This window comes from Prescottella sp. D32 (genome assembly GCF_037287305.1).
Classification (GTDB): Bacteria; Actinomycetota; Actinomycetes; order Mycobacteriales; family Mycobacteriaceae; genus Prescottella; species Prescottella equi.
On record NZ_JARBSW010000004.1, the window covers coordinates 225,779 to 249,691 of the forward strand.

Sequence of the window (23,913 nt, forward strand, 5' to 3'; positions counted from 1 at the left end):
GGACCTCCCGCTACCCCGACCCCGTCACGGTCAGCCACAACAGCGCGATGTTCAGCGCCGTGACGAGTCCGACACAGATCCACGCGACGGCGGTGGTGGCGGGGGCGTTCCGTTCGGGACCCATCAACTCGGGATCCGACGTCATCCGCACGAGTGGGACCAGTGCGAACGGGATGCACAGGCTCAGCACGACCTGACTGATCACGAGCGCGTACGTCGGATCGACGCCGATCCCGAGCACGATCAGAGCGGGGATGAGGGTGACTACTCGTCGGGTGAGTACCGGGATCCGCATGTTCAGCAGGCCGTGCATGATCTCGGACCCGGCGGCGCACCCCACCGATGTCGACGCCAGGCCGGATGCGAGCAGGCCGACGGCGAAGACGACCGCTATGCCGGGGCCGAGCGACGCCTGGATGGCGGCGTGGGCGCCCTCGATACTGTCGGTGCCCGGGACCCCGCGCAACGCCGACGCGGCGAGGAGCAGCATGCCGATGTTGACTCCGCCTGCCACGACGAGTGCCGCCGTGACGTCCCATCGCGTGACCCGCAACAGACGGTGCAGGCGAGGGCCGTGCCCTGCCGCGCCGTGCCGATCGCGGGCGAGTGCGGAGTGCACGTAGATGGCGTGCGGCATGACGGTGGCCCCGAGCATGCCGGCCGCGAGCAGCACGGTCTCGGTGCCCTCGAAGCGCGGCAGCAGGCCGGTCGCCGCCTCGCCGACCGCGACATCGGTGAAGAACAGTCCGGCGAGGAAGCCGATCGTGATGATCGCCAGCAGTCCCATCACCACGAATTCGAAGGTTCGTTGGCCGCGGCGCGACTGGACGGACAGGATGACCATCGACACCACGCCGGTGACCAGGCCGCCGACGAACAGAGGCAGGCCGAACAGCAGATGCAGCGCGATTGCGCCGCCGATCACTTCTGCGAGGTCGGTCGCGGCGGCCATCGCCTCCGCTTGCAGCCAGAACGCGCGGCGGTTGCCCTTCCGCAGTCGCCGGCCCAGCATCTCCGGCAGGGATCGCCCGGTGACCAGGCCGAGCTTCGCCGAGAGGTACTGGATCAGGACCGCCATCGCGTTCGCGAGCACGAGTACCCACACGAGGAGGTAGCCGTACTTGGCGCCGGCGGTGAGATTGGCCGCGACGTTGCCCGGGTCGACGTATGCGATTGCGGCGACGAAAGCGGGACCCATGAGGGCTACGGAGCGCAGACCCCCACCGCGCCGTCGGAGCGGGGTGGGGGCGTCGATCTCGGTGCTCACGGGACTCCGCTCGTCGAACTTGCCGGGTACGGGCAGCGAGCACCGAACGCGCGGTGATTCGCTTATTCGTACTATAGAGTTCGGGGAGCCGAACTTTCAATCGACGCGGGTTCAACGCGAATCGCCCCCTGCCGGACGGGGTGTCCGGCAGGGGGCGACGAGGTGGGCCGTCAGTGGAAGACGGAGAGCGCGCGCTGGAAGCTGTCGATGCGCTGCGGCAGGCCGTGGGTCCCGCCGTTGACGATGCGGGAGACGCTCTCGATGCTGCCGGAGTCCGACACGGCATTGAGGTTGCGGGACTGCCAGTACCAGGCGGCGGTCTCGAAGGCGTTCTCCGGTGTCGCCATCAGCTCGGGGTTCGCGACGAAGTCGATCCCGAGGTACTGGCTCACACTCTCGTAGTTGTGGCGTCCGGTCACCTGGATTGCGCCGCGACCCTTGAACCGCTCGCCGTCGCCGGGTGCGAAGTTGCCGAGATCCGAGCGGCCCTCGTAGGCGCGACCGGACGCGTACTCCTCGAACGTGCGGAACGAGTCGGATTCGACCACGAGCTGGGCGATGAATGCGGCCTTGCGGAGCGGGGTGTCGATCGCGGCCTTCGCGAGTGCCTCGTTGAGCGGTGCGACGTACTGTGCCAAGCGGTCGGGCGCCACCTGCGGGACGATGTTGACGAGCTCGTCCAGGGTGACGGACGCGGGGGCCGGCGGGGGCGGGGGTGCCGGCAGTGCAGGTTCCGGCACGACGCGCGCCTGCGGGACGGGTGCGGGAGCGGTCGAGGACTGGGGCAGCTCGAGCGCCTTCAGCAGGCCGGCGGTGTCGAGGAACTGGGCGGGCGCGGTGGGTAACGAAGGCGTGACGCTCGCGGAGGCGACCGGTCCGGTCGCGAGGTTGCCGGCGCAGAGCCCGGCGACGGTGGCGGTTGCGAGGACGGCGACACGGGCTCGCGACAGGAGTCCGCGCTGGGTGCCGCTCTTGCGATCGGTCGTGCAGTCAGGAGTGTTGTGCAAGGCTCATGCTCCGGCTGGGGGCTGCGGGTGCAGCCGCTTCGGGCGTGAACACCGGTATCATCGGAAGTGGTCCTCGGGATCGAGACCGTCGGATCACCGGGTGGTCACGGCAATGTCACAACCAGATAACAGGCCGTTACCAAAGATCTTCAAGTGATCGAGACGAGCGCCACTCTGGGCACCGAAAGTGATTCAGATCACAAATCTGTCGGCGTGTCGTTACGGGCTTTGTGCCCTCAGGCCTGGTAGGTGAGCCTTTCCTCGTGGCTCGGGTGGGGGAGGGAAACCCCTCGTCGTGACCTTCCAGCCCCGCAATCGGCTCCACACGAGCGCGAAGATGAACCGCGATCGGCGCCCACGAGACCGGTTCGTGACATCGGTTCGTGACATCACCGCCGCCGACCGATACATGTCTGCGACCCCGTGCCTCGACCCGTCGGCCTCCTCGGGTGGGGGCAACGAACGGCGCCGCCCGGCGTCCCTACGCGTCCGCGAACTCCAGACCACCGTCCGCCGTGGCGGGCACGCGGCGCCGCAGCGGTGACCCCAGGGCCCGGGCGAGATCGCTGCCGTCGTGCTCGGCGAGCAGGTCGCCGCCGGACCAGACGAGCAGTGCCGCGCTGACGCTCTGTTCGGCTGTCGAGTGCGCCAGGTCGTAGTGCGCGCACCCCGGAACGCCCGGGTACGTGATCCAGAGGTCGTAGCCGGTCATGAACAGGTCGAGATCGAACTGGACACTCAGACCCAGCAATTCGCTGCGCCCGTTGTCGTCGACACCAGCGAAGGCCTCGTCGAGGCCCAGCAGGCGGGGCGAGTGCGGATCGGCCGACGAGAGCATCACGTGCGCGGCAGCGAACAGCGGAAGGTGCAGGGATACCGATTGCTCGCCACCGGACAGCGCGCTGTGCCGCGCCACGGTGAGACGGTCCTCGCTGCCGTCCCCGCCGATCAATGTGAACGAGAACACCCGCCACCGGCGGTAGTCGAGCGCCGACGCGAGGATCTCGGGGTACGAGCGCTCCGGGTGCGCGGCCCGGGCGATGCGCACCTGCGCCGCGAAGTGGGCGCGGATGGTCGCCAGCTCGTCGGCACTCAACGCCGCGGGCGCGCGGTCCAACAGCTTGGACACTGCACGGGAGGTGTCGTCGAGGTTGTCGGCGAGTACCCAGTGCACGCCGATCGTGCTGCCCGACGACATGCGCCGCTCGCGCATCTCGGCACCCATCTGGGCGATCAGGTCACGGGCGTCCGCGGTGCGCTCGTGGATCTGCTGGGCGAGGCCGGTCAGCAGCGCGTCCTCGAGGATGCGCCGCTCGGAGTCGGTGAGCAGGACCTCCTGGTCCTGACGTGCCGCCGCGATCCGCGTCGAGAACTCGCCGATCGACGAGTAGCCCTGATCGTCCTGGACTCGGACGACGGTCAGCCCGTCCGGCGCGTCCCACTGCAGGCGGTAGTCCTGACCAGCCGCGGCCAGTTGCGCGTCGAAGTCCTGCAGTGCCGCGGTGAGCGCCGACCGGGTCGACTTCTTCGCGTTCTCGCTGGTCCGGACGGACGCGGTCGCGGCGTCCATCGCGCGATAGAGCGCCGCGACCTCGGCCGGCAGGATCGGTGCGTCCGGATCGCCCTCGGTGACGATCCGGTAGACGAGCTGGTCCGGGGTGAGCCACGCGGCCGCACTCTGCGGCCAGGTGTGCTCGCCCTCGACCCGCAGCAGGTCGAGGAGGTCACGTCGCGCGTACGGTGCCAGTCGGTCGGCGTCGGTCCGGGTCTCGGTGAGCGCGCTGCGCAGTCCTTCGACGGCTGCGTTGTGCGCACCCTCGGCCTTGCCGATCTGCTCGACCGCCGCGTCGTAGGCCTTGCGTGCCGCCCGCTGTTCGGTCTTGCACACCTCGATCCGCGCCCGCGCTTCCTCGAGATCGGCATCGATCTGTTCGGCGCTCGCTCCCAACGCCTCGCGCAGCGTCTCGAGGCGCGAGACCTGCTGCGCGTAGTTCTCCTCGGCGACCGCTGCCTCCTCGACGAACTCCTCGGTGTTGCCGCGGGCCTCCTCGAGCCGGTCCTCGGCCTCACGGTGGAGTTCCAGTTCCTTCTCGTGCTCCCGGCGGCAGCGCAACAGCTGTTCGCCCTGGCTCTCGAAGTGCCGGATCGACGCGGCGAGGGCATCGACGTCACGGGCGTGGTGCGACACCCGATGCGCGACCGCGACGGCCCGAAGTTGCTTCTCCTTCGCCGTGTGATCGGCGATGGCCTGGTCGAGTTCCTGGCCGGACGACTCGGTCGACTCCGACCGGGTTCGCAGCGCTCCGGCCGCCTCGGTCAGCTTCTTGAGCGCGGCGAGGACGGCACCGGTGCGCGGAAGAGACTTCGCGGCGCCCGCGAGCGTGTCGAGCAGTGCCTTCGCGTCGCCTTCGACCGCGCGGGCGGCGGTCCGGGCGTCCTCCGCCGCGGTGATCTCGGCGTCGAGTTCGTCGATGCGCTGGGCGCGGCGACGTTCGCGCGCCGTGGTGCCGATGTACTCGGCGTCGGCCTTGACGTGCCGGCCCCGCGCTATGCCCTGCCAGAACCGTCCGTCGACTCCGATCCCGACGTGCGTGTCGCGGGCGCTGCCGTCGCGGTCCAGCGAGACCGAGTCGAGGATCGCCCGGACCCGCTCTTCGGGCACTCCGGTATCGCTTTCCACGGCGAGCACGTCGGCGAGGGTCGCGCCCTGCGGGCGGCGGTCTTCCGGCAGCGGCTCGAGGAACTGCTCGGACTCGATGTCGGCCGGCGCATCGTCGGTGGGAAGCACCCACCCGTCGAGGAGGTTCGCGGCAGCGAGCGCGGACTCGACGCCTGCAGCGATGACGGGTTCGACGTCGTCGGCGAAGCGCACGAGACGCCACAGCGGAGCTCCGGGCAGTTCGCTGCGGTCCCCGGTGCGGGACGCGAATCGGGCAGGGGCGTCGTCCTTCTCGGCGGCGACGTGCTTGCGGTCGGTCTGCAGTTCCGCGATCCGGGCGGTCGCGGCCGCCTGCGCGGCGGCGGCCTCGCGGCGGCGGGCCCGCTGCTCGTCGAGCGCGGCTTCGACGTGCTCGTGCAGCACGGTGCTCAGACTGGGGGAGTCGTCGTCGCCGGCCTGCGCGAGCGCCTTGTCCAGTGCCGCGAACAGGTCCGCGGTCACGCCGATCGCGGCGTAGTCGGCGGAATGCTCGGTCCACCAGGAGCGCAACGCCGCCGCGCAATCCGCCCGGGCCAGCTCCACCGTCGCCTCGGCTTCGGCGACCGCGGCCTGTGCGGCCTCGAGCAGTTCGCGTCCCTTGTCGGCGGCCCGGTCCGCGCGTTCGCGTTCGGTGTTCGCCTTCTCGACGGTGGCGAGGGCGGCGCGCACGGCGCGGACGTCGCCGTCGCGTTCCTCGGCGTGCCCGCGGACCGCGGCGATGATCTGATCCGATCGCGAGCCCTCCGGCAGCGGGGTCCACGCGATGCCGGCCTGCTCGGCGGCCTCGGCCAGTTCGGTCTCGGCGCGTACCAGTGCCGCGGTGGCGGTCCGCACCGATTCGGTGGCGCGCGTTGCCTCGCCGGTGCGCTGTTCGAGCGTGGCCTGCGCCTTGCGGGCCTTGTCTGCCTGCTGCTCGGTCGACAGCTTCAGCTGTGCGACGGCGGCCGCGAGGTCGTCGAGCTGCTGTTTGCCCTCGTAGGCACCCGAGCGTTGCAGGGTGTCGAGGTCGGCGCGGGCCTGCTCGAGGGCGCGCTCGGCGGCGGTGAAGCGGTCCTCGGCGAGCAGTCGCTCCTCCTGTCGCGACGATTGCAGCGCGACCGCCGCGTCGAGCACCGACCGGGCGCGGTCCACCGATTCGAGGCGTCGCGCCACCTGTTCGACGTCCGTGCGGGCCTGCTGCGCCAGATACTTCGAGTACACGGTCACGAAGCTCTGCGCCGCCTGATCCGCGGCGGCCAGACCCTCGAGGGCGCGGCCTACCTCTTCCATGTCGCTGAAGGAGCGGGCCGCCTCGAGCACGAGCTGCTCGTCGAGCGGGCGCAGACCGTCCGTGAGGGCCTGCGACAGCCCCTTGGGGTCGAGGTTCTTCGCCAGCTGCGGACGCCGCAGCGTCAGGATCAGGTTGATCAGCTGGTCGTACCGTTCGGCGCCGAGCCCGAACAGCCGCGCATCGATGGCGGCGCGGTAGTCGACGGGACGATCGGTGATCGCGTCGCTGCCAAGCTGTTCGGCGAGCTGCTTCTTCGTCAACGGCCGGTCGTCGTCGCCGAGGAGCGAGAAGTCCACGCCGACCCGGCCGTCGGCGACGAAGTACCACCGGGTGACCTTGTCGTTCTGCCGGCTCGCGCGCATGCCGATTCCGACGGTGACGGCCTCGGGGTCGTCCTGCGGCCCGCGGGCGAACTCCATCCACACGTAGGAGTGCGCCGAATCCTGGCCCCGATACAGCAGATTGGACTTCATCGTCCGCTCCTCGCCCGCGAACGGGTTCAGTCGCCGCGGCTCGATGCGGCCGTCGAACACGAACGGGAACAGCACCTCGAGCGCCTTCGTCTTGCCCGAACCGTTCGGGCCCCGGAGCACCAGCCGGCCGTCCGCGAACGAGAACTCCTGGTCGCGGTAGTCCCAGAGATTGATGATCCCGGCGCGGGTCGGTTTGAAACGCGCAGATGCCATGCGAAAAATGCCTCTACTTCTCTAGGAGTGCTTCTCGGCGGAGACCGGTTCGTGGAACAACTCGGACTGGGCGCTCCGGTCGCGGATGTTGACGACGACGCCACGGAACCGGGCGATCGGCGGCAGCACGAGTACGCCGCCGTCGACACTGCGGACGAGCTGCAACCGATCGAGGAGCGCGACGGCGTTGCGGCGCAAGCCGTTGCGGTCCGCCTGCCATTGCGCGGCGAAGGTGCGCCCGAACCGGAGTACCAGTTCGTCGACGGCCCCGGTCACCCAGTCGTCGTCGAGGAGCGCGTAGCGGGCGGGTTCGATCGGGTCGTCACGGTCGTCGGCGGCGTATCCCGCCGACTCCGCTGACTCGGCCGACTCGAACGGGTCGGCCAACTGCTCGAAGATCCCCGATCGGGGGATCGCCGAGTCCAGCCGCTCGATCAGCTCGGCCTGATCGGTGGTCGGCAGCGGGTGCCGGGGGAGAGGGGCAGCATCGAGATCGAGGACCCGGTCGGCCATCTCGCCGGCCAGGAGCAACGCGACCTGTGCGATGGTGCCGGTGCTGGGGAACCGCACGTCGGACATCCGACCGGACGGATCGATCATCGCGATGCCCTCGGCGCGGCGCTCGGCCACGAGCCCGGTGAGATCCTCGACGTCGGCGGCGGTGCGCGGCAGCGCCAGCTGCAGTCGCTCGTCGTCGGTGAGGGTGTCGGCATACACGACCGGACGCTCGACGAGGGCGCGCCGCATCCGCCGGGCGGTCTCGCGCGCGTCGGTGGGTCGGTAGGCGGTGATGTCGTCGTCGAGGGGCGCCGGCTCACCGGTGAGCAGCGAGCGCACCGACGTCACGTGCTGCAGTGCCCGGGGCGGCCGGAACAGCGCCACCACGACCGAGCGGTCGATGTCGTAGAGTGCCTCTCCCGCATCGGGATTCGACGCCCATCCGCCCGCGTCACCGTCGGCGAGGACGATCGCGCCGCGCGCGGCGAGCCAGCCGACGGCGTCGACGAACGCGTCCCGGTCGGCCGCGCGGTCGGTGGACAGCGTCACTCCGGCGACCTGCGTGGCCTCGGATGCGACGTGATCGGCCAGTTCCGACAGGGTGATCTGGTTGCCGGCGCGGCCGAGCGCGGCGAGGGCGAGCGCCAGGTACGCGTAGCGATGCCGGTCGAAGGGGCGATCGGTGCCGGTGCGGGCGGGCGCGCCGGGTTCGAGCCGGTCCGTCACTGTGAACAGGCGCGCGGTGGTCTCGGTGACCTCGAGTCGGTAGCCGAACAACTCGAGCAGGTCGTCGCGCAGCTCGGTGGCCCACCGGCGCAGCAGCGGCAGCGCGAGGCGATCAGGATACGTCTGCGTCACAAGGTGATTCGAGAGGATCACCCGCGCGGCCCGCTGGTACGAATCGAGGTCGAGTGGGGAGACGGAACGGTTCCTCATCGGACGCTCACCCGCAGTCCGTCCAGATGGAGCCTGCCGCGAGCGGTGTGCACGACGGTCGATTCCCCGTGCGGGCTCAGTGTGAGCTTGACGCCGTTCTCCGACCCGGTGGAGCTGGGAACGGTTCCGGTGACCGGCACCCGGGCGGTGAGTGCGGCATTGAGCAGGCTGAGCAGGACGTCGGTCTCCTGCTCGTCGAGCACCCGGTCGTACGCTCCGGAAGCCGCCAGCGACGACGCCGCGATCGCCCGCGCCCGCTGGGCGGCGAGTTGTTCCTCCCGGAGGCGGCGGATGCTGCCTTCGTTGCGCTGCATGCGCGACGGCATACCGGGCTGGGCGGCCCGGCCGGTCTCGGCGAGCGTGCGGGAGATCTCCACCGGAGTGGCGTCCCACCACGACCGGGACTCGGGAATGATGTCCGCGTCCGGGTGCACCATCGACAGGTGTCGAGGGCGACCCAGGTCGAAGACGAGCTGGAACAGCGCGTGGGCCGATTCCTCGTCCGGGGTTGCGGCGAACCAGCCGGCCAGGTGCCGCAATTGACTCTCGCGGCTCACGCCGCCGCGTCTGGTCTCGGTGACGCGGCGCAGCAGCGAGAGCACTGCCGCGATCGCGCTCATCGTGCCCTCGCGCAGCCTGTCCGACTCGCTCGGCCCGGCGGCCGCGACGAACCACTGCGCCAGGCCCGACCACCGCGCCCGCCAATCGGATTCGCGTTCCTCGCGGGAGAGGAACACCCGGTCGTCGCTCGCGGCGGCACGGGTGATCAGCGATTCGATGCCGGTCGCCTCCACGTTCTCGATCGCGGCACCGAGCTTCGGCGCGTACCGCGCGAGGTCGGAACTGAACTCGCGCATGTGACTGAGCAGCGCGTCCTTGTGCGAGAGGAACGCCTCCGGCGTGATCTCCGTCGTGCGCACCAGATCGCCCAGCATCAGATAGAACTGGGCGGCGCGGGCCGCCATGTCGGTGAGCGTCGAATCCAGCCGCGCGAGCTTGCGATAGATGAGATCACCGTCGCCGCAGCGGTTCGCCTGCGCGAGTTCCTCGAGGTCGGACAACAGGTCGGGCAGCGCGAGCCGGGAGAGCGTCGCGTCCTCGAGCCGTGCACCCAGCAGGTCCTCGACCGCCCGGAACGCGAGGTAGCCGGCCTGGCTGAACTGGTACACGAAGTGCCGGTTCCGGTACTCGGCGAGCGTCGCGGCGCGGCTGCCGTCGTAGCTGCGTTCGAGCACGCCCCACGTGTGCAACTGGTCGAGGAGGGGCGGGATCTCACCGGCGGTGAGAGCACCCGACGGATCGTCGTCGGCGATACGGGCGAGGATGTCGGCGACCTCGCCGGCATGCAGCAGGACAACGTAGTTGGCACGCGCGTGGTCGAACGCCCGCATCACCCACAGGTAGTCGGTGCGTTTCTCCGCCGTGGTGAAGGAGAACAGTCGCAACCGGTCCTCGCGCACGGCGAAGTCGACGTCCGCGGCGGACGCGCGCGGGTCACCTGAATCGCTCACCGTGACAGCCTAGGGCGTCGGCCCTCCGACGAGCGAACACGCCGGTCGGTCACCGCGCTCGGCGCATCTCGCGGCGCCAGCCGGACTCGTCCGCGCGCATCGTCGTCAGCTGGTAGTCGGCGGCATCGGGGTGCCGGAACGGACCGGCGACGAGGTCTGCGTAGGCGTGCGACGGGGCGACGCAGCGCAGTCCCTCGCGGATCTGCATGCGCTCGAACACCACCGCCGACCACGGCGTGGCGATCACGACATCGCCACCGCCGTCGACGGGGCGCAGATCGAACTCGGATGCGAAGGCGTCGACGTCGTCGGCATACAGTTCGAGCACGTCGGGCCGGGCGTAGTCGGTGGCACCGATCCCGGTGACCGCGTAGCCCGGGTCCCCGCTGCTCGCGGCGAGTCGGGACCGCAGGTCGTCGAGGCCGTCGGGCGACGCGAAACGCCGCGTGCGACAGGGCTTGCGATCGGTGGCCCACGCCCGCAGCATGTGCTCCCAGCGGACGTCGGTGACGGGGCCGCGGGGCATCCGGCTGAGGAGTTCGCGCTCGAAGAGCACTTCCACGACGCGGTAGGCGGCACCCGTCGACGCGCCCGAGAGCTTGATCAATTCGGGCACCGACATTTCGCCGACGTGATCGGCGAGAGCGCGCACGACGCGTTCGGACGGCTCACCGGTGAGGACGCCGGACGGGCGACCCGGGCCGCGCCACGGGTCCGCGTCCGCACCCCGGTTCCGCACCCAGATCGCCGGCCGGTCCGCGACGAGCGTGAGGTTGCCCGTGGCGTCGGCGTAGGAAATGCCGTGCGAGTCGAGTTGCCGGCGCACCGGGTCGGACAGGTAGTGCGCGCACACGAACCCGCGGTCGCTGTCGGACAGTTCGTTCGCGATGCGGGCGATGTCGCCGCTCAGTACGCCCTTGGACGTCACGATCGCGTACGAGACGGTGTCGCCGTCGGGGGCGGTGACGAGAAGTCGATTGGGTGCGGCGGGGGAGCGGGGGCGATCCGCCGACACGGTCCAGCCGTTGGGCAGTGCGCCTTCCAGCCAGGCCACGGCGCGGCGGTAGATGTCGATGCTGCGCTCGGGGCGAGGATTCGGGGCAACGTCGGTGATGCTCACATTCGTCACAGTAGTCACTCTGTGCACTACGGAACCAATAGAAACTCCGAAACCTGAGCGGCGTGTCGCTCGGAAGTCGGTAGGGGACGGAACATAAGGAATTACCGAATCATCGCGGCGAATGTCGCGTGTTCGGGCGCCTGTCTCGAGATCGGCTACGGAGGTCGAGGGCGCTTCAGTCGGCGCGCGGGCCCCGGGGCATGAGCAGCGGCGGCAGGATCGCGAGAAGCAGCGCGGGCACCAGGAAGCTCGCGCTCGGATGGGTCGCGTACAGCGGGGTGAGGGTGAGCGGCGCGAGTGCCGCTCCCGAGAACCGGAACGACTGCACCACCGACACCGCGCCGCCGCGGTTGCCGCCCTCGGCGCCCAGAACTGCGGCATTGACGCCGACCAGCAGGAACTGCGACGCGACCCCGGCAACGAACCAGGCGATCGCCGCGACTGCGACGTAGCCGACGGTTCCCGCCACGGCCACGAGCGTGGCGCCGGCGACGGCGCCCAGCACGACCGTCCTGCGGGCGCCGATCCGGTCGATCAGGGTGCCGACCGGGCGCGCGGTGAGTATGCCTGCGACGCCGAAGCCGGTCAGCAGCAGCCCGCGGGCGGCCGGGCTCATGCCGAAGACGTCCTCGGCGCGGAAGGCGAGCAGGAAGCCGAGGCCGCCGAGAGCTCCCCACCCGAGCAGGGCGACGACACCCACTCGGAGCACGTCCGGCCGCAACGCGTCGCGCAGCCGGGCTCCGGTGTCGGCCGGAATGGTGCGTGCGGCGTCGGGCAGGCCCACCGCGCCGAGCAGCGCGGCGACGAGGGCGATCGCGAGGAATGCCAGACGCCAGTCGGCTTCGGCGGCCAGGCCGCCGATCAGCGGGGCGCTGGTCTGCCCGGCCGCCTGCAGCGCGCCGAACGCGCCGAGGGCGCGGCCGAGCTTGTGTTGCGGCGTCATCGCGGCGAGCGTCGCCAGCAGCAGGGGAGTGGTGAACGCGTTCGCGCAGCCCTGGAGAACGCGGGCACCGAGGAACAGTTCGAGTGTCGGGGCCGCGAAACAGGCCAGCGACGCCGCGAGGTACACCCCGTACGCCACCCGCACGGTCCGCATCCGACCCCAGCGTGCGCCGAGCGTGCCCGAGACGAGCATGACGAGCGCGAACGGAAGCAGATAGGCGGTGAGCGAGGACGCCGCCGCAGCGGCGTCGGTCCCGAGTCCGTCGCCGATCTCGGGGAGCATCGATGTGACGACACCGCCGCCGAACGGACCCAGGAATCCGCCGGCGTACAGCGCCGAGCGTTGCAGCGTCGCGCGCGGACCGGCGGCGCCGTCCGCCGTCACGCCCCGAAACGCCCCGGTCCGCGGCGACGCAGATAGCGCTCGAACTCGGCCGCCAGCGCGTCCCCGTCGATCTTGGAGATCGCGTCGGAGATGTCGGTCTCGGCGTCGCCGCGTTCCTCGAGCGAGCGCACGTACTCGGCGATCTCCTCGTCGTCGCGGGTCATCTCCGACACCGACTCCTCCCAGTCCTCTGCCTGGTTGGGCAGATCACCGAGCGGCACCTCGATGTCGAGGACCTCCTCGACGCGCTGGAGCAGCGCGACCGTCGCCTTGGGATTGGGCGGCTGCGACACGTAGTGGGGGACCGCGGCCCAGAACGAGACGGCAGGAACGCCCGCCTTGACGCACGCGTCCTGCAGCACGCCGGCGATTCCGGTCGGGCCCTCGTAGCGGGACTTCTCGAGGCTGAACTGCTCGGCGGCCTCGATGCTGTGCGCCGTGCCGGTCACGGGCACCGGTCGGCTGTGCGGGGTGTCCGCCAGGAGCGCGCCCAGGATCACCACCGTGTGCACGCCGAGCTCCTCGACGAACTCGAGCAGCTCGTCGCAATAGCTGCGCCAGCGCATGTTCGGCTCTATACCGCGCAGCAGCAGCACGTCGCGGTCGCTGCCCGGAGGGGTGCACAGGGACAACTGGGTGGTGGGCCAGACGATCTCGCGGGTGACGCCGTCGACCTGCCGGATGATCGGCCGGTTGACCTGGTAGTCGTAGTAGTCCTCGGAGTCCAACTCGGCGAGCGGCTTGGCGTCCCACGTCAACTCGAGGTGCTCGACGGCACCGCTGGCGGCGTCGCCGGCATCGTTCCAGCCTTCGAAAGCGGCGATCAGCACGGGATCGCGCAGGGGTGGCACGTCCGCGTCGGTTTCGTCCGCAGCGGAGGTGTCGGGGAACTCGGGTGAACTCACCCACCCAGCCTACGACCAGGGGCCGACGAGCCGCCCACTACTGTGGACGGCATGTCTGCACCATTCCACTCTGCCCTGCTCGATGCGCTGAAGCAGCGCGTTGTCATCGGCGACGGCGCCATGGGCACGATGTTGCAGGCCGCGGATCTGACTCTCGACGACTTCCTCGGGCTCGAAGGCTGCAACGAGATTCTCAACGAGACCCGTCCCGACGTGCTGCGCGACATCCACCGCGCGTACTTCGAGGCCGGCGCCGACGCGGTCGAAACCAACACTTTCGGTTGCAACCTCCCGAACCTCGCCGACTACGACATCGCCCACCGCATCCGGGACCTGTCCGAGCGCGGTACCCGGATCGCCCGCGAGGTCGCGGACGAGATGGGTCCCGGCCGCGACGGCATGGGCCGGTTCGTGCTCGGCTCGATGGGTCCGGGCACCAAGCTGCCCACCCTCGGCCACGCCCCGTTCGCGGTCCTGCGTGACGCCTATACCGAGTCTGCGCTCGGCATGATCGAGGGGGGCGCCGACGCGATCCTCGTCGAGACCTGCCAGGACCTGCTCCAGGTGAAGGCTGCGATCATCGGCAGCCAGCACGCGATGGAGAAGCTGGGGCGCCGCCTGCCGATCATCACCCACGTCACGGTCGAGACGACCGGCACGATGCTGCTCGGCAGCGAGATCGGCGCCGCGCTCACGGCGCTCGAGCCGCTCGGCATCGACATGATCGGCCTCAACTGCGCCACCGGCCCGGACGAGATGAGCGAGCACCTGCGCCACCTGTCGCGGCACTCGAAGCTGCCGGTGTCGGTGATGCCGAACGCCGGTCTGCCGCAGCTGGGTCCGAACGGTGCCGAGTACCCGCTGTCGGCCGACGAACTCGCGGTCGCGCTGTCGGGCTTCGTGAGCGAGTTCGGTCTGTCGTTCATCGGTGGCTGCTGCGGCACCACCCCCGAACACATCCGTCAGGTCGCCGACGCCGTCCGCCGGGTCGAGCAGGCGAAGCGCACGCCGGAGCCCGAGGACGGGACGTCGTCGCTGTACCAGGCGGTGCCGTTCGATCAGGACGCCTCGATCCTGATGATCGGTGAGCGGACGAACTCCAACGGCTCCAAGGCGTTCCGCGAGGCCATGATCGCCGAGGACTACCAGAAGTGCATCGACATCGCGAAGGACCAGACCCGCGACGGCGCACACATGCTCGACCTCAACGTCGACTACGTCGGTCGTGACGGCGCCGCCGACATGGCCGCGCTCGCAAGCCGATTCGCGACCGCGTCGACGCTGCCGATCATGCTCGACTCCACCGAGCCCGAGGTGCTCCGCGCCGGGCTCGAGCATCTCGGTGGCCGCTGCGCCGTCAACTCGGTGAACTACGAGGACGGCGACGGCCCGAACTCGCGCTACCAGCGAATCATGAAGCTGGTCAAGGAGCATGGTGCCGCGGTCGTGGCGCTCACGATCGACGAGGAGGGCCAGGCCCGCACCGCCGAGCACAAGGTCCGGATCGCCGAGCGGTTGATCCAGGACATCACCACCACATGGGGCCTGTCGCAGTCGGACATCATCATCGACGCGTTGACGTTCCCGATCTCGACGGGCCAGGAGGAGGTCCGCCGCGACGGCATCGAGACCATCGAGGCGATCCGCGAGATCAAGCGCCGCTACCCGGACGTGCACTTCACGCTCGGTATCTCGAACATCTCGTTCGGTCTCAATCCCGCTGCGCGCCAGGTGTTGAACTCGGTGTTCCTGCACGAGTGCACCGAAGCCGGCCTCGACACGGCGATCGTGCATGCGTCGAAGATCCTGCCGATGGCGCGCATCCCCGACGAGCAGCGCGAGACCGCGCTCGACCTGGTCTACGACCGTCGCCGCGAGGGGTACGACCCGCTGCAGAAGCTCATGGAGTTGTTCGAGGGCGTCTCGGCGGCCTCCGCGCGCGAGTCACGGGCCGAGGAGTTGGCGGCGCTGCCGCTGTTCGAGCGGCTCGAGCGGCGCATCGTCGACGGCGAGCGGAACGGGCTCGAGGCCGACCTCGACGCCGCGATGGTCGAGCGTCCGCCGCTCGAGATCATCAACGAGACCCTGCTCTCGGGTATGAAGACCGTCGGCGAGCTCTTCGGCTCCGGCCAGATGCAGTTGCCGTTCGTGTTGCAGTCGGCCGAGGTCATGAAGGCCGCGGTCGCGTACCTCGAGCCGCACATGGAGTCGACCGGCGACGAGGGCAAGGGCCGGATCGTGCTCGCCACCGTCAAGGGCGACGTGCACGACATCGGTAAGAACCTCGTCGACATCATCCTGTCCAACAACGGGTACGAGGTCGTCAACATCGGCATCAAGCAGCCGATCGCCACCATCCTCGACGTCGCTCTCGACAAGAAGGCCGACGTCATCGGCATGTCGGGTCTGCTCGTGAAGTCGACGGTCGTGATGAAGGAGAACCTCGAGGAACTCAACGCGAAGGGTGTCGCGGAGCAGTTCCCGGTCCTGCTCGGCGGTGCGGCGCTCACCCGCTCGTACGTCGAGAACGATCTGTCCGACGTCTACCAGGGCGAGGTTTCCTACGCGCGGGACGCGTTCGAGGGCCTGCATCTGATGGACACGATCATGGCCGTCAAGCGCGGCGAGGGTCCGGCACCGGACAGCCCGGAGGCGATCGCGGCCGCAGAGAAGGCGGCCGAGCGCAAGGCCAGGCATGAGCGCTCCAAGCGGATCGCGGAGAAGCGCAAGGCAGAGTCTGCGCCCGTCGAGGTTCCGGAGCGGTCCGACGTCGCCGCCGACATCGTCGTGCCGAGTCCGCCGTTCTGGGGTACCCGCATCGTGAAGGGCATCGCACTGGCCGAGTATTCGGGTCTACTCGACGAGCGTGCGTTGTTCCTGGGGCAGTGGGGTCTGCGCGGTCAGCGGGCCGGCGACGGCCCGACGTACGAGGAACTGGTCGAGACCGAGGGGCGTCCGCGCCTGCGGTACTGGCTGGACCGGCTGAGCACGGAGGGTGTGCTCCAGCATGCCGCCGTCGTCTACGGATACTTCCCGGCCGTCTCCGAGGGCGACGACGTGATCGTCCTCGAGTCACCGGACCCCGATGCGCCCGAGCGGTTCCGGTTCACGTTCCCGCGTCAGCAGCGCGATCGGTTCCTGTGCATCGCGGACTTCGTGCGCTCCCGTGACGACGCCCGCAAGGACGGGCAGGTCGACGTGCTGCCCATGAACCTCGTGACGATGGGCCAGCCCATCGCGGACTTCGCGAACGAGTTGTTCGCCGCGAATTCCTACCGCGACTACCTCGAGGTGCACGGCATCGGCGTCCAGCTCACCGAGGCGCTGGCCGAGTACTGGCACCGCCGGGTCCGCGAGGAACTGGTGCTGCCCGGCGGTCACAACCTCGCCGAGCAGGACCCCTCGGATGTCGAGGACTTCTTCAAGCTCGAATACCGGGGCGCGCGTTATTCCTTCGGCTACGGCGCCTGCCCGGACCTCGAGGATCGGCGCAAGCTCGTCGCGCTGCTCGAGCCGGAGCGGATCGGCGTCGAGCTGTCGGAGGAGGTCCAGCTGCATCCCGAGCAGTCGACCGACGCATTCGTCCTGCATCACCCGGAGGCCAAGTACTTCAATGTTTGATCGAACGTCGGCGGAGGCCGGCACGCTGCGGGCCGTCCTGTGGGACATGGACGGCACGCTGCTCGAGTCGGAGAACCTGTGGGACATCGGGGTCCGCGAGCTGTCGCTGCACCTCGGCGGCCCGATGTCGGAGGAGACCCGCCAGGCGACCATCGGGGCATCCAGCTACAACGCGCTGATCACGGTGTTCGCGGCGCTCGACCTCGATCCGCATCCGGACGCGCTGGCCGACGCGAAGAGTTGGCTGTACACGAGGATGGGGAAGCTGTTCGAGGCCGGACTGCCGTGGCGGCCGGGCGCACAGCAGGCGTTGCGCACCGTTCGCACGGCGGGACTCGGATCGGCGCTCGTGACCAACACCGACCGGGAACTGTGCGAGTTCGCGCTCGACACGCTCGGGCGCGAGCATTTCGACCACTCGGTGTGCGGCGACGAGGTGCCGGAGGGTAAGCCGGATCCCGCGCCGTACCTGCGGGCGGCCGAACTGCTCGGTGTCGAGACCGCCGAGTGCCTCGCGGTGGAGGATTCGCCCACCGGCGCCGCCGCGGCGGAGGCGGCGGGCTGCACGGTACTGGTGGTTCCGTCCATCACGACGGTCCCCGAGTCGCCGCGTCGGATCTTCCGCACGACGCTCGAGGGTCTCACCGTGCCGGATCTGTTCGCGCTGCATCGGCAGGAGGCCGCCTGACATGGCGACCCCGAAGATCGTTCTGTTCTACCGGTTCACGCCACTCGCCGACCCCGAGGCGATCCGGTTGTGGCAGCAGACCCTCGCCGCGTCGAACAACCTGACCGGCCGGATCCTCATCTCCGAGCACGGCATCAACGCGACTGTCGGCGGCGACATCGCCGACGTCAAGCGGTACGTGCGGGGAACGCGCTCGTACGCACCGTTCAAGGACGCCGACATCAAGTGGTCCGACGGCACCGGCGACGACTTCCCGCGGCTGTCGGTGAAGGTCCGCCCCGAGATCGTCACCTTCGGTGCCCCCGACGAGCTGAAGGTCGACGCGGACGGGGTGGTCGGCGGCGGGGTCCACCTGTCGCCCGACGAACTCCACGAGCTCGTCGAACATCGTGGCGACGACGTCGTGTTCTTCGACGGGCGCAACAAGTTCGAGGCCGAGATCGGGCGATTCCGCAACGCCGTGGTCCCGGACGTCGCGACCACGCGAGACTTCCTGTCCGAGCTCGACAGCGGTCGCTACGACCACCTCAAGACCAAGCCGGTCGTCACCTACTGCACAGGGGGTGTCCGGTGCGAGGTGTTGTCCGCGCTGATGCGCAATCGCGGGTTCGAGGAGGTCTACCAGATCGACGGGGGCATCGTCCGGTACGGCGAGGCCTACGGCGACGAGGGCTTGTGGGACGGTTCGCTGTACGTGTTCGACAAGCGGATGAACCTGCAGTTCTCCGGCAACGCCGTCACCCTCGGCACCTGCACCCTGTGTCAGGAGCCGACGTCGCGGTACCGCAACTACCCGGACACGGGCGGCCGCGAGCTCGTGCTCGTGTGCGAGTCCTGCGTGCCCGACGCCTGACCGACGGCGATGGCACGCGCCCCACTGCCGGTGCGGGACGGTCTCGGTCCGGACCGGATCCGCATGCCCGCGGCTGCGGTCGCGCGCACGATCGTCGAGTTCCTGACCACGCATCATCCCGATGAGGACTGGGCGGGACGGATCGCGGCCCGCGAGGTGGTCGACGAACACGGGCGGGTCGTCGACCACGGGACCGGCTACCAGCCCACCCGGTTCGTGTACTTCTACCGGGAGCCGGCACCGGAGGTGCCGGTGCCGTTCGACATCGACGTCCTGCATCACGTAGGCGGCCTGGTCGTTGTCGACAAGCCGCATTTCCTGTCGACGATTCCGCGCGGCGCACACATCCGGGAGACGGTCGTCGTGCGTCTGCGGCGCGACCTGGGCCTACCGGACCTGGTCCCGGTGCACCGCCTGGACCGGATGACAGCGGGGGTGCTGCTGTGCACTGCCGATCCCAGCCTGCGCCGCCCGTACCAGGAGATGTTCGAGCGCCGACGCGTGCGCAAGGTGTACGAGGCGATCGCGCCGTACCGCGGCGACATCGAGTTCCCACGCACCGTGCGCAGCCGGATCGTGAAGGTGCACGGCGAACTCACCGCGTACGAGGAAGCAGGAGAACCGAATTCGGAGACGCTGATCGAGCTGGTCGAGCGCCGCGGTGACCTCGCGCGGTACCGGCTGCACCCGAGGACCGGCCGCACCCACCAGTTGAGGCTGCACCTGAACGCGATCGGCGCGCCGATCGTGGGCGACAACTTCTATCCGCAGTTCCGACGCCGCGATCGCGACGACTTCACCGACCCGCTGCGGCTTCTCGCGCGGAGCCTCGAATTCGACGATCCGGTCACCGGCGAGAGCAGGCGGTTCGAGAGCCGGCGGGTCCTGGAGTACTGAGTGCGGGCGGCTCGTCGCCTCGTGAGACAATCGATACCCGTGAAGACCTTCGAATCCCTGTTCGCCGAGCTGACCGAGCGCGCCGCCTCCCGCCCCGAGGGATCCGGCACCGTTGCCGCGCTGGACGCAGGTGTCCATGCGCAGGGCAAGAAGGTGCTCGAGGAGGCCGGCGAGGTCTGGATCGCCGCCGAACACGAGACCGACGAGGCACTCGCTGAGGAAATCTCTCAGCTGCTCTACTGGGTCCAGGTTCTGATGGTGGGTAAGGGACTCAAGCTCGAAGACGTGTACCGACATCTGTGATCGCCGCACCGAGCCACTGACACCCCTGGGTTCCTGATACCCATCCCCGGAAGGACCACCCCACATGCTGCGCGTCGCAGTACCCAACAAGGGATCGCTCTCCGAGTCCGCGAGCCAGATCCTGACCGAAGCCGGCTACCGTCGCCGTACCGATTCTCGTGACCTGACCGTCCTCGATCCCACCAACAACGTCGAGTTCTTCTTCCTGCGGCCCAAGGACATTGCGATCTACGTCGGTTCCGGCGAGCTGGATCTCGGCATCACCGGCCGCGACCTGGCACGCGACTCCGGTGCGCCCGTGGACGAGCGTCTCGCACTCGGTTTCGGTGGTTCCACGTTCCGGTACGCCGCACCGGCGGGCAAGGACTGGAGTGTCGAGGACCTCGCCGGTCTGCGCATCGCCACGTCGTACCCGAACCTCGTGCGCACCGACCTGGCCGCCCGTGGCCTCGAGGCCACCGTCATCCGTCTCGACGGCGCCGTGGAGATCTCGATCCAGCTCGGCGTCGCCGATGCCATCGCCGACGTCGTCGGCTCCGGGCGGACGCTGCGTCAGCACAACCTCGTCGCCTTCGGCGAGTCGCTGTGCGACTCCGAGGGCGTGCTGATCGAGCGTCAGGGTTCGGACCGCACCGACAAGGCTCGCAACCAGCTGATCGCCCGCGTGCAGGGCGTCGTGTTCGCGCAGCAGTACCTGATGCTCGACTACGACTGCCCCAAGACGGCGCTCGACGAGGCCGTCAAGGTCACGCCGGGGCTCGAGTCGCCGACCCTCTCGCCGCTCGCGGACGAGAACTGGGTTGCGGTGCGGGCCATGGTGCCGCGCAAGGGACACAACGCGGTCATGGACCGGCTGGCCGATCTCGGGGCGAAGGCGATCCTCGCCTCCGACATCCGGTCCTGCCGCGCCTTCTGACACGGCACTCTCGAACACGTCGACGGCGGTGATTCCCCTCGGGGAGTCACCGCCGTCTGTGTCCGAAGCCGGCGGGGCGGGTGAAGCCGCTAGCGGGCCCGGACCTGGACCGTCTGGTTGATCCGGCCGACGGCCCCCGTCTCGTCGTAGACGACCCCGGCGCACATGCCGACCCCGTCCGGGCCGTACGACGTCTCGGACGACAGCCCGATCCACTCGCCGTCCGGCACCCGGAACAGGTGCACCGTCAGATCGGTGTTGAGGAAGGTCCACTCACTCGGATGGATCTTGGCGCCGACGCCGTTGGAGACGTCGACCACCGAGAAGAGTCGTTGGATCGGGCTCAGCGACTCACCCTCGACGAGAACGGGATTGGGGCGTGCCCACACCTGGCCGGGACCCTCGCAGCCGATCTCCTTCAACCAGCGCCAGTCCAGGCTCGTGACGAACCCCGAACCCCAGAACGGCCCGTCCATGGGGAGCTCGTGGCCCTCGGACACCGGACGCAACGGGGCGTCGGCCGTGTGCGCCACCGCAGCGGTGTCGACGGTCTCCATCCGCCACCCGGTGCCGCGGGCGACCGCGCGGGCCGTACCGTCGGGCCCGGCAGCCCACAGCTCGGCGACCACCAACTCGACCCGCCGGCCCGGCCGCTCGACCCACGAGCGCACCTCGATGTCGCTGATCGGCACCGGGCCGAGGATCTCGACGACCACTCGGGTGAGGCGGGTGTCCGGCCGGGCGTCGCAACGCTCGAGCGCGCGGACCAGCAACGCCGACGGCGGAGCCCCGTGCTGCATGGTGTCGGCCCAGGTGCTCGCGGTCAGAGGTGTGGACGCGAACCTCTCGACGCCGTCCTCCACGCTCTCGAGCGGTACGTAGTAGGCCAGATCGCTCAATCGACTATCTCCTCGAACTCCGAACTCCCCTCCGAAGGGACGTCCGGCCAACCCGGATACGGGGGCGGTGTTCCACCGAAGGCCGGGCAACGAGACCTATGGTCGCACCAGTCACACAATCGGCCCGGATTGGGGCGGAAGTCCCCCGTGGTGCCCGCTTCGGAGATCGCCTGCCAGATCGCCGACAGCGTCCGCTCGAATCGCAGCAGCTCGTCCTCGGCGGGGTCGTAGGTGAGGGTCTGCCCGTCGCCGAGATACAACAGTTGCAGCCGGGCCGGGACGACGCCCCGCGTCCGCAGCAGCACCAGGGCGTAGAACTTCATCTGGAACAGGGCCTTGGACTCGCTCAGCTCCCACGGCGCCCGCCCCGTCTTGTAGTCGACGACGCGGACCAGGCCGGTGGGGGACACATCGACACGGTCGACGAATCCGCGCAGCAGGACTCCGTCGTCGAGCTCGGTCTCGACCCGGAGTTCGCACGCCTCCGGATCGAAGCGCGTCGGATCCTCCAGCCGGTAGTAGTTCGCGATCAGCCGCCGCGCGTCGGTCAGGAACTGCCCTCGGTCCGCGGGCCCGATGAGTTCGGCGAGTTCGGGGGAGTCGGCGAGTACCCGATCCCAGGCAGGCTCGACGAGTTCCTTCGCCCGGTCGGCCACGCGTTCACCGGCAGGCAACGCGAACAGGGCCTCGAGCGCGGCATGCACGACGGTGCCCTTCACCTGTGCCTTCGACGGTGTCTCGGGAAGCCGATCGATGGCCCGGAAGCGGTACAGCAGTGGACATTGCTTGAAATCGCCCGCCCGCGAGGGTGAGAGCGCGAGTCGCCGCGGGCGTCCCGACTCGTCCGCCCGCCCGGCGCCGTCGGTAGCGGGGGCAGGGTGCATCGGAACGCTCGTGGTCACACCTGGCAGGCTATGCGCTGGGTCCGACACGGTGTCGGGCACGGTCGACGACAGGAGTGGGCACGAGATGGCATCAGGCGGACTGGGACGTAGCGGACCGTTTCAGGTCGGTGATCGCGTCCAACTCACCGATGCCAAGGGGCGCAAGTACACGGTGGTCCTGGAACCCGGCAAGGAGTTCCACACGCATCGTGGTGGGATCCTGCACGACGCGCTGATCGGCACGGACGAGGGCACCGTCGTCACCTCGACCAACGGCACCCCGTACCTGGCGTTGCGGCCGTTGCTCACCGACTACGTGCTCTCGATGCCTCGGGGCGCGCAGGTGATCTATCCCAAGGACGCGGCGCAGATCGTGCACGAGGGCGACATCTTCCCCGGCGCCCGGGTCCTCGAGGCGGGGGCGGGTTCCGGTGCGCTGACCTGCTCGTTGCTGCGCGCCGTAGGACCCACGGGGCGGGTGACGTCGTACGAGGTGCGTGAGGATCACGCCGAGCACGCCGTCCGCAACGTCGAGACGTTCTTCGGCGGACGCCCCGAGAACTGGGATCTGACGATCGCCGACCTCGCCGAGTACGAGGCCGACGTCGACGGCAAGGTCGACCGCGTCGTGTTGGACATGCTGGCGCCGTGGGACGTGCTGCCGGCCGTGTCGAAGGCGCTGGTTCCCGGCGGTGTCCTGGTCGTCTACGTGGCCACCACGACGCAGCTGTCGAAGGTGGTCGAGGCGATGCGCGAGCAGGAGTGCTGGACCGAACCGCGGTCGTGGGAGTCGATGGTGCGTGGGTGGCACGTCGTGGGGCTCGCGGTCCGCCCGGAACACCGGATGCAGGGGCACACCGCGTTCCTGGTCACGGCCCGTCGGCTCGCCGAGGGCACCGTGACCCCCAAGCCACAGCGCCGACCCAGCAAGGGCTGAACACCCCGGACGACGACGGAGGGCCTGTCACGCGGTTCGCGGACAGGCCCTCCGGTGTGCCGGGTGGGTCAGGAGCAGGACAGCCGGCCCATGCCGAGGATCTCGCACGTGCTCGCGTCGGAGATCAGCCACTTGCCGTCCTTCTGGACGAAGGTGACGGGCACGGGAGCGCCGCCGTGCGGGCCGGCGATCTGCGTGGTGGCCACGACGGTGTCACCCTCGACCGCAACCTCGCCGACCGTCGCCGTCAGCGGGTAGCCCGCGAGGACCCCGTTTAGCTGGGCGATGACGTCCGCACGCTGGTCACCGTTCTCGATCACCGCGGTCTTCTGCTCGACAGGGGCGGCGGGGTCGAAGAACGTGGTGAGTTCCTCCTGCAGTACCTCCGTGGACGGCGCAGCCACCGTGGATCCCGAGGCTGTCGTGGTCGTGGCCGAGGCGGCTGCCGTGGTGCTGGAGGAGGTCGTGTCCGACGAATCGTCCGAGCTGCACGCAGTCATTCCGAGGGCGGCGACCAGCACGCCGGCGGCGACGAGGGATTTGCGGATGAACACCGTGAGGCCTTTCGGTTCGGGGCACGATCGGGCGCGACCGGCCTTTAGAAAGGTAAGGCTAACATGGGTCACCAGGGCTTCCGTGGGCGTCACGGTTCGTCGGCGGCTGTGTCTCGGAACGGTTCGAGGTCGTGTC

Annotated in this window: 18 protein-coding genes; 7 read left to right on the forward strand and 11 right to left on the reverse strand. The window is 69.5% G+C overall.

Going from position 1 to position 23,913, the window contains the following annotated elements; genetic code table 11:
* Positions 1–10: 10 nt before the first annotated feature.
* The 8 genes from PSS76_RS18325 to PSS76_RS18360 form a co-directional block, all read right to left on the reverse strand.
* Entirely contained in the window at positions 11–1,267 is a 1,257-nt protein-coding gene (locus tag PSS76_RS18325; RefSeq protein ID WP_005513257.1) for an Nramp family divalent metal transporter, read from the reverse strand.
* Positions 1,268–1,437: 170 nt separating this feature from the next.
* Positions 1,438–2,274 (reverse strand): glycoside hydrolase family 19 protein, encoded by an 837-nt coding sequence (locus PSS76_RS18330; RefSeq protein WP_013416005.1) that lies wholly within the window; start codon positions 2,272–2,274, stop codon positions 1,438–1,440.
* A 481-nt stretch (positions 2,275–2,755) separates the two neighbouring features.
* Complete coding sequence (locus PSS76_RS18335) at positions 2,756–6,928, reverse strand: TIGR02680 family protein (protein WP_081206116.1); 4,173 nt, start codon at positions 6,926–6,928, stop codon at positions 2,756–2,758.
* Positions 6,929–6,949: 21 nt separating this feature from the next.
* A complete protein-coding gene (locus PSS76_RS18340; protein WP_005513253.1) occupies positions 6,950–8,362 on the reverse strand; it encodes a TIGR02678 family protein in 1,413 nt (470 codons plus the stop codon).
* Positions 8,359–9,807 carry a TIGR02677 family protein gene (locus PSS76_RS18345; RefSeq protein WP_164490701.1) on the reverse strand — a complete coding sequence of 483 codons (1,449 nt, stop codon included), beginning with the start codon at positions 9,805–9,807 and terminating at the stop codon, positions 8,359–8,361. The genes PSS76_RS18340 and PSS76_RS18345 overlap by 4 nt, the downstream gene beginning before the upstream one ends.
* Positions 9,808–9,922: 115 nt before the next feature.
* Positions 9,923–10,993 (reverse strand): hypothetical protein, encoded by a 1,071-nt coding sequence (locus PSS76_RS18350; protein ID WP_005513251.1) that lies wholly within the window; start codon positions 10,991–10,993, stop codon positions 9,923–9,925.
* A 175-nt stretch (positions 10,994–11,168) separates the two neighbouring features.
* Positions 11,169–12,320 (reverse strand): MFS transporter, encoded by a 1,152-nt coding sequence (locus tag PSS76_RS18355; protein WP_005513250.1) that lies wholly within the window; start codon positions 12,318–12,320, stop codon positions 11,169–11,171.
* Complete coding sequence (locus tag PSS76_RS18360; RefSeq protein ID WP_005513249.1) at positions 12,317–13,225, reverse strand: PAC2 family protein; 909 nt, start codon at positions 13,223–13,225, stop codon at positions 12,317–12,319. The genes PSS76_RS18355 and PSS76_RS18360 overlap by 4 nt, the downstream gene beginning before the upstream one ends.
* 51 nt (positions 13,226–13,276) lie before the next feature.
* On the opposite strand from PSS76_RS18360, the gene metH reads away from it, so the two are divergent.
* The 6 genes from metH to hisG all read left to right on the forward strand — a co-directional run bounded on the left by metH (position 13,277) and on the right by hisG (position 20,503).
* The gene (gene metH, locus PSS76_RS18365) at positions 13,277–16,846 is read left to right on the forward strand and encodes a methionine synthase (protein ID WP_064058881.1); all 3,570 of its coding nucleotides are present in this window, start codon (positions 13,277–13,279) and stop codon (positions 16,844–16,846) included.
* Entirely contained in the window at positions 16,839–17,534 is a 696-nt protein-coding gene (locus PSS76_RS18370) for an HAD family hydrolase (RefSeq protein WP_337456498.1), read from the forward strand. The genes metH and PSS76_RS18370 overlap by 8 nt, the downstream gene beginning before the upstream one ends.
* A gap of 1 nt (position 17,535) precedes the next feature.
* Positions 17,536–18,387, forward strand: coding sequence for an oxygen-dependent tRNA uridine(34) hydroxylase TrhO (trhO, locus tag PSS76_RS18375; protein WP_231812439.1), 852 nt, complete (start codon positions 17,536–17,538; stop codon positions 18,385–18,387).
* Between the two features lie 9 nt (positions 18,388–18,396).
* Positions 18,397–19,284, forward strand: coding sequence for a pseudouridine synthase (locus PSS76_RS18380; RefSeq protein WP_064058813.1), 888 nt, complete (start codon positions 18,397–18,399; stop codon positions 19,282–19,284).
* A gap of 21 nt (positions 19,285–19,305) precedes the next feature.
* A complete protein-coding gene (locus tag PSS76_RS18385) occupies positions 19,306–19,587 on the forward strand; it encodes a phosphoribosyl-ATP diphosphatase (protein ID WP_172504527.1) in 282 nt (93 codons plus the stop codon).
* Between the two features lie 64 nt (positions 19,588–19,651).
* Positions 19,652–20,503, forward strand: a complete 852-nt coding sequence (hisG, locus tag PSS76_RS18390) for an ATP phosphoribosyltransferase (protein ID WP_005513241.1) — start codon at positions 19,652–19,654, stop codon at positions 20,501–20,503.
* Between the two features lie 89 nt (positions 20,504–20,592).
* On the opposite strand, the gene PSS76_RS18395 is transcribed toward hisG, so the two are convergent.
* Together PSS76_RS18395 and PSS76_RS18400 are read right to left on the reverse strand one after the other, a co-directional pair.
* On the reverse strand, positions 20,593–21,402 hold the full coding sequence (locus PSS76_RS18395) for a thioesterase family protein (RefSeq protein WP_013416013.1): 810 nt from the start codon (positions 21,400–21,402) through the stop codon (positions 20,593–20,595).
* Positions 21,399–22,286 carry a RecB family exonuclease gene (locus tag PSS76_RS18400; protein ID WP_337456542.1) on the reverse strand — a complete coding sequence of 296 codons (888 nt, stop codon included), beginning with the start codon at positions 22,284–22,286 and terminating at the stop codon, positions 21,399–21,401. The genes PSS76_RS18395 and PSS76_RS18400 overlap by 4 nt, the downstream gene beginning before the upstream one ends.
* A gap of 85 nt (positions 22,287–22,371) precedes the next feature.
* Here PSS76_RS18400 and PSS76_RS18405 point away from each other — a divergent pair, with 85 nt between their 5' ends.
* Positions 22,372–23,223: a tRNA (adenine-N1)-methyltransferase gene (locus PSS76_RS18405; RefSeq protein WP_013416015.1), complete on the forward strand. Its 852-nt coding sequence runs from the start codon at positions 22,372–22,374 to the stop codon at positions 23,221–23,223.
* Between the two features lie 68 nt (positions 23,224–23,291).
* Here the strand turns inward: PSS76_RS18405 and PSS76_RS18410 are convergent, their stop codons facing one another.
* On the reverse strand, positions 23,292–23,777 hold the full coding sequence (locus PSS76_RS18410; protein ID WP_013416016.1) for a nuclear transport factor 2 family protein: 486 nt from the start codon (positions 23,775–23,777) through the stop codon (positions 23,292–23,294).
* Between the last annotated feature and the right edge of the window lie 136 nt (positions 23,778–23,913).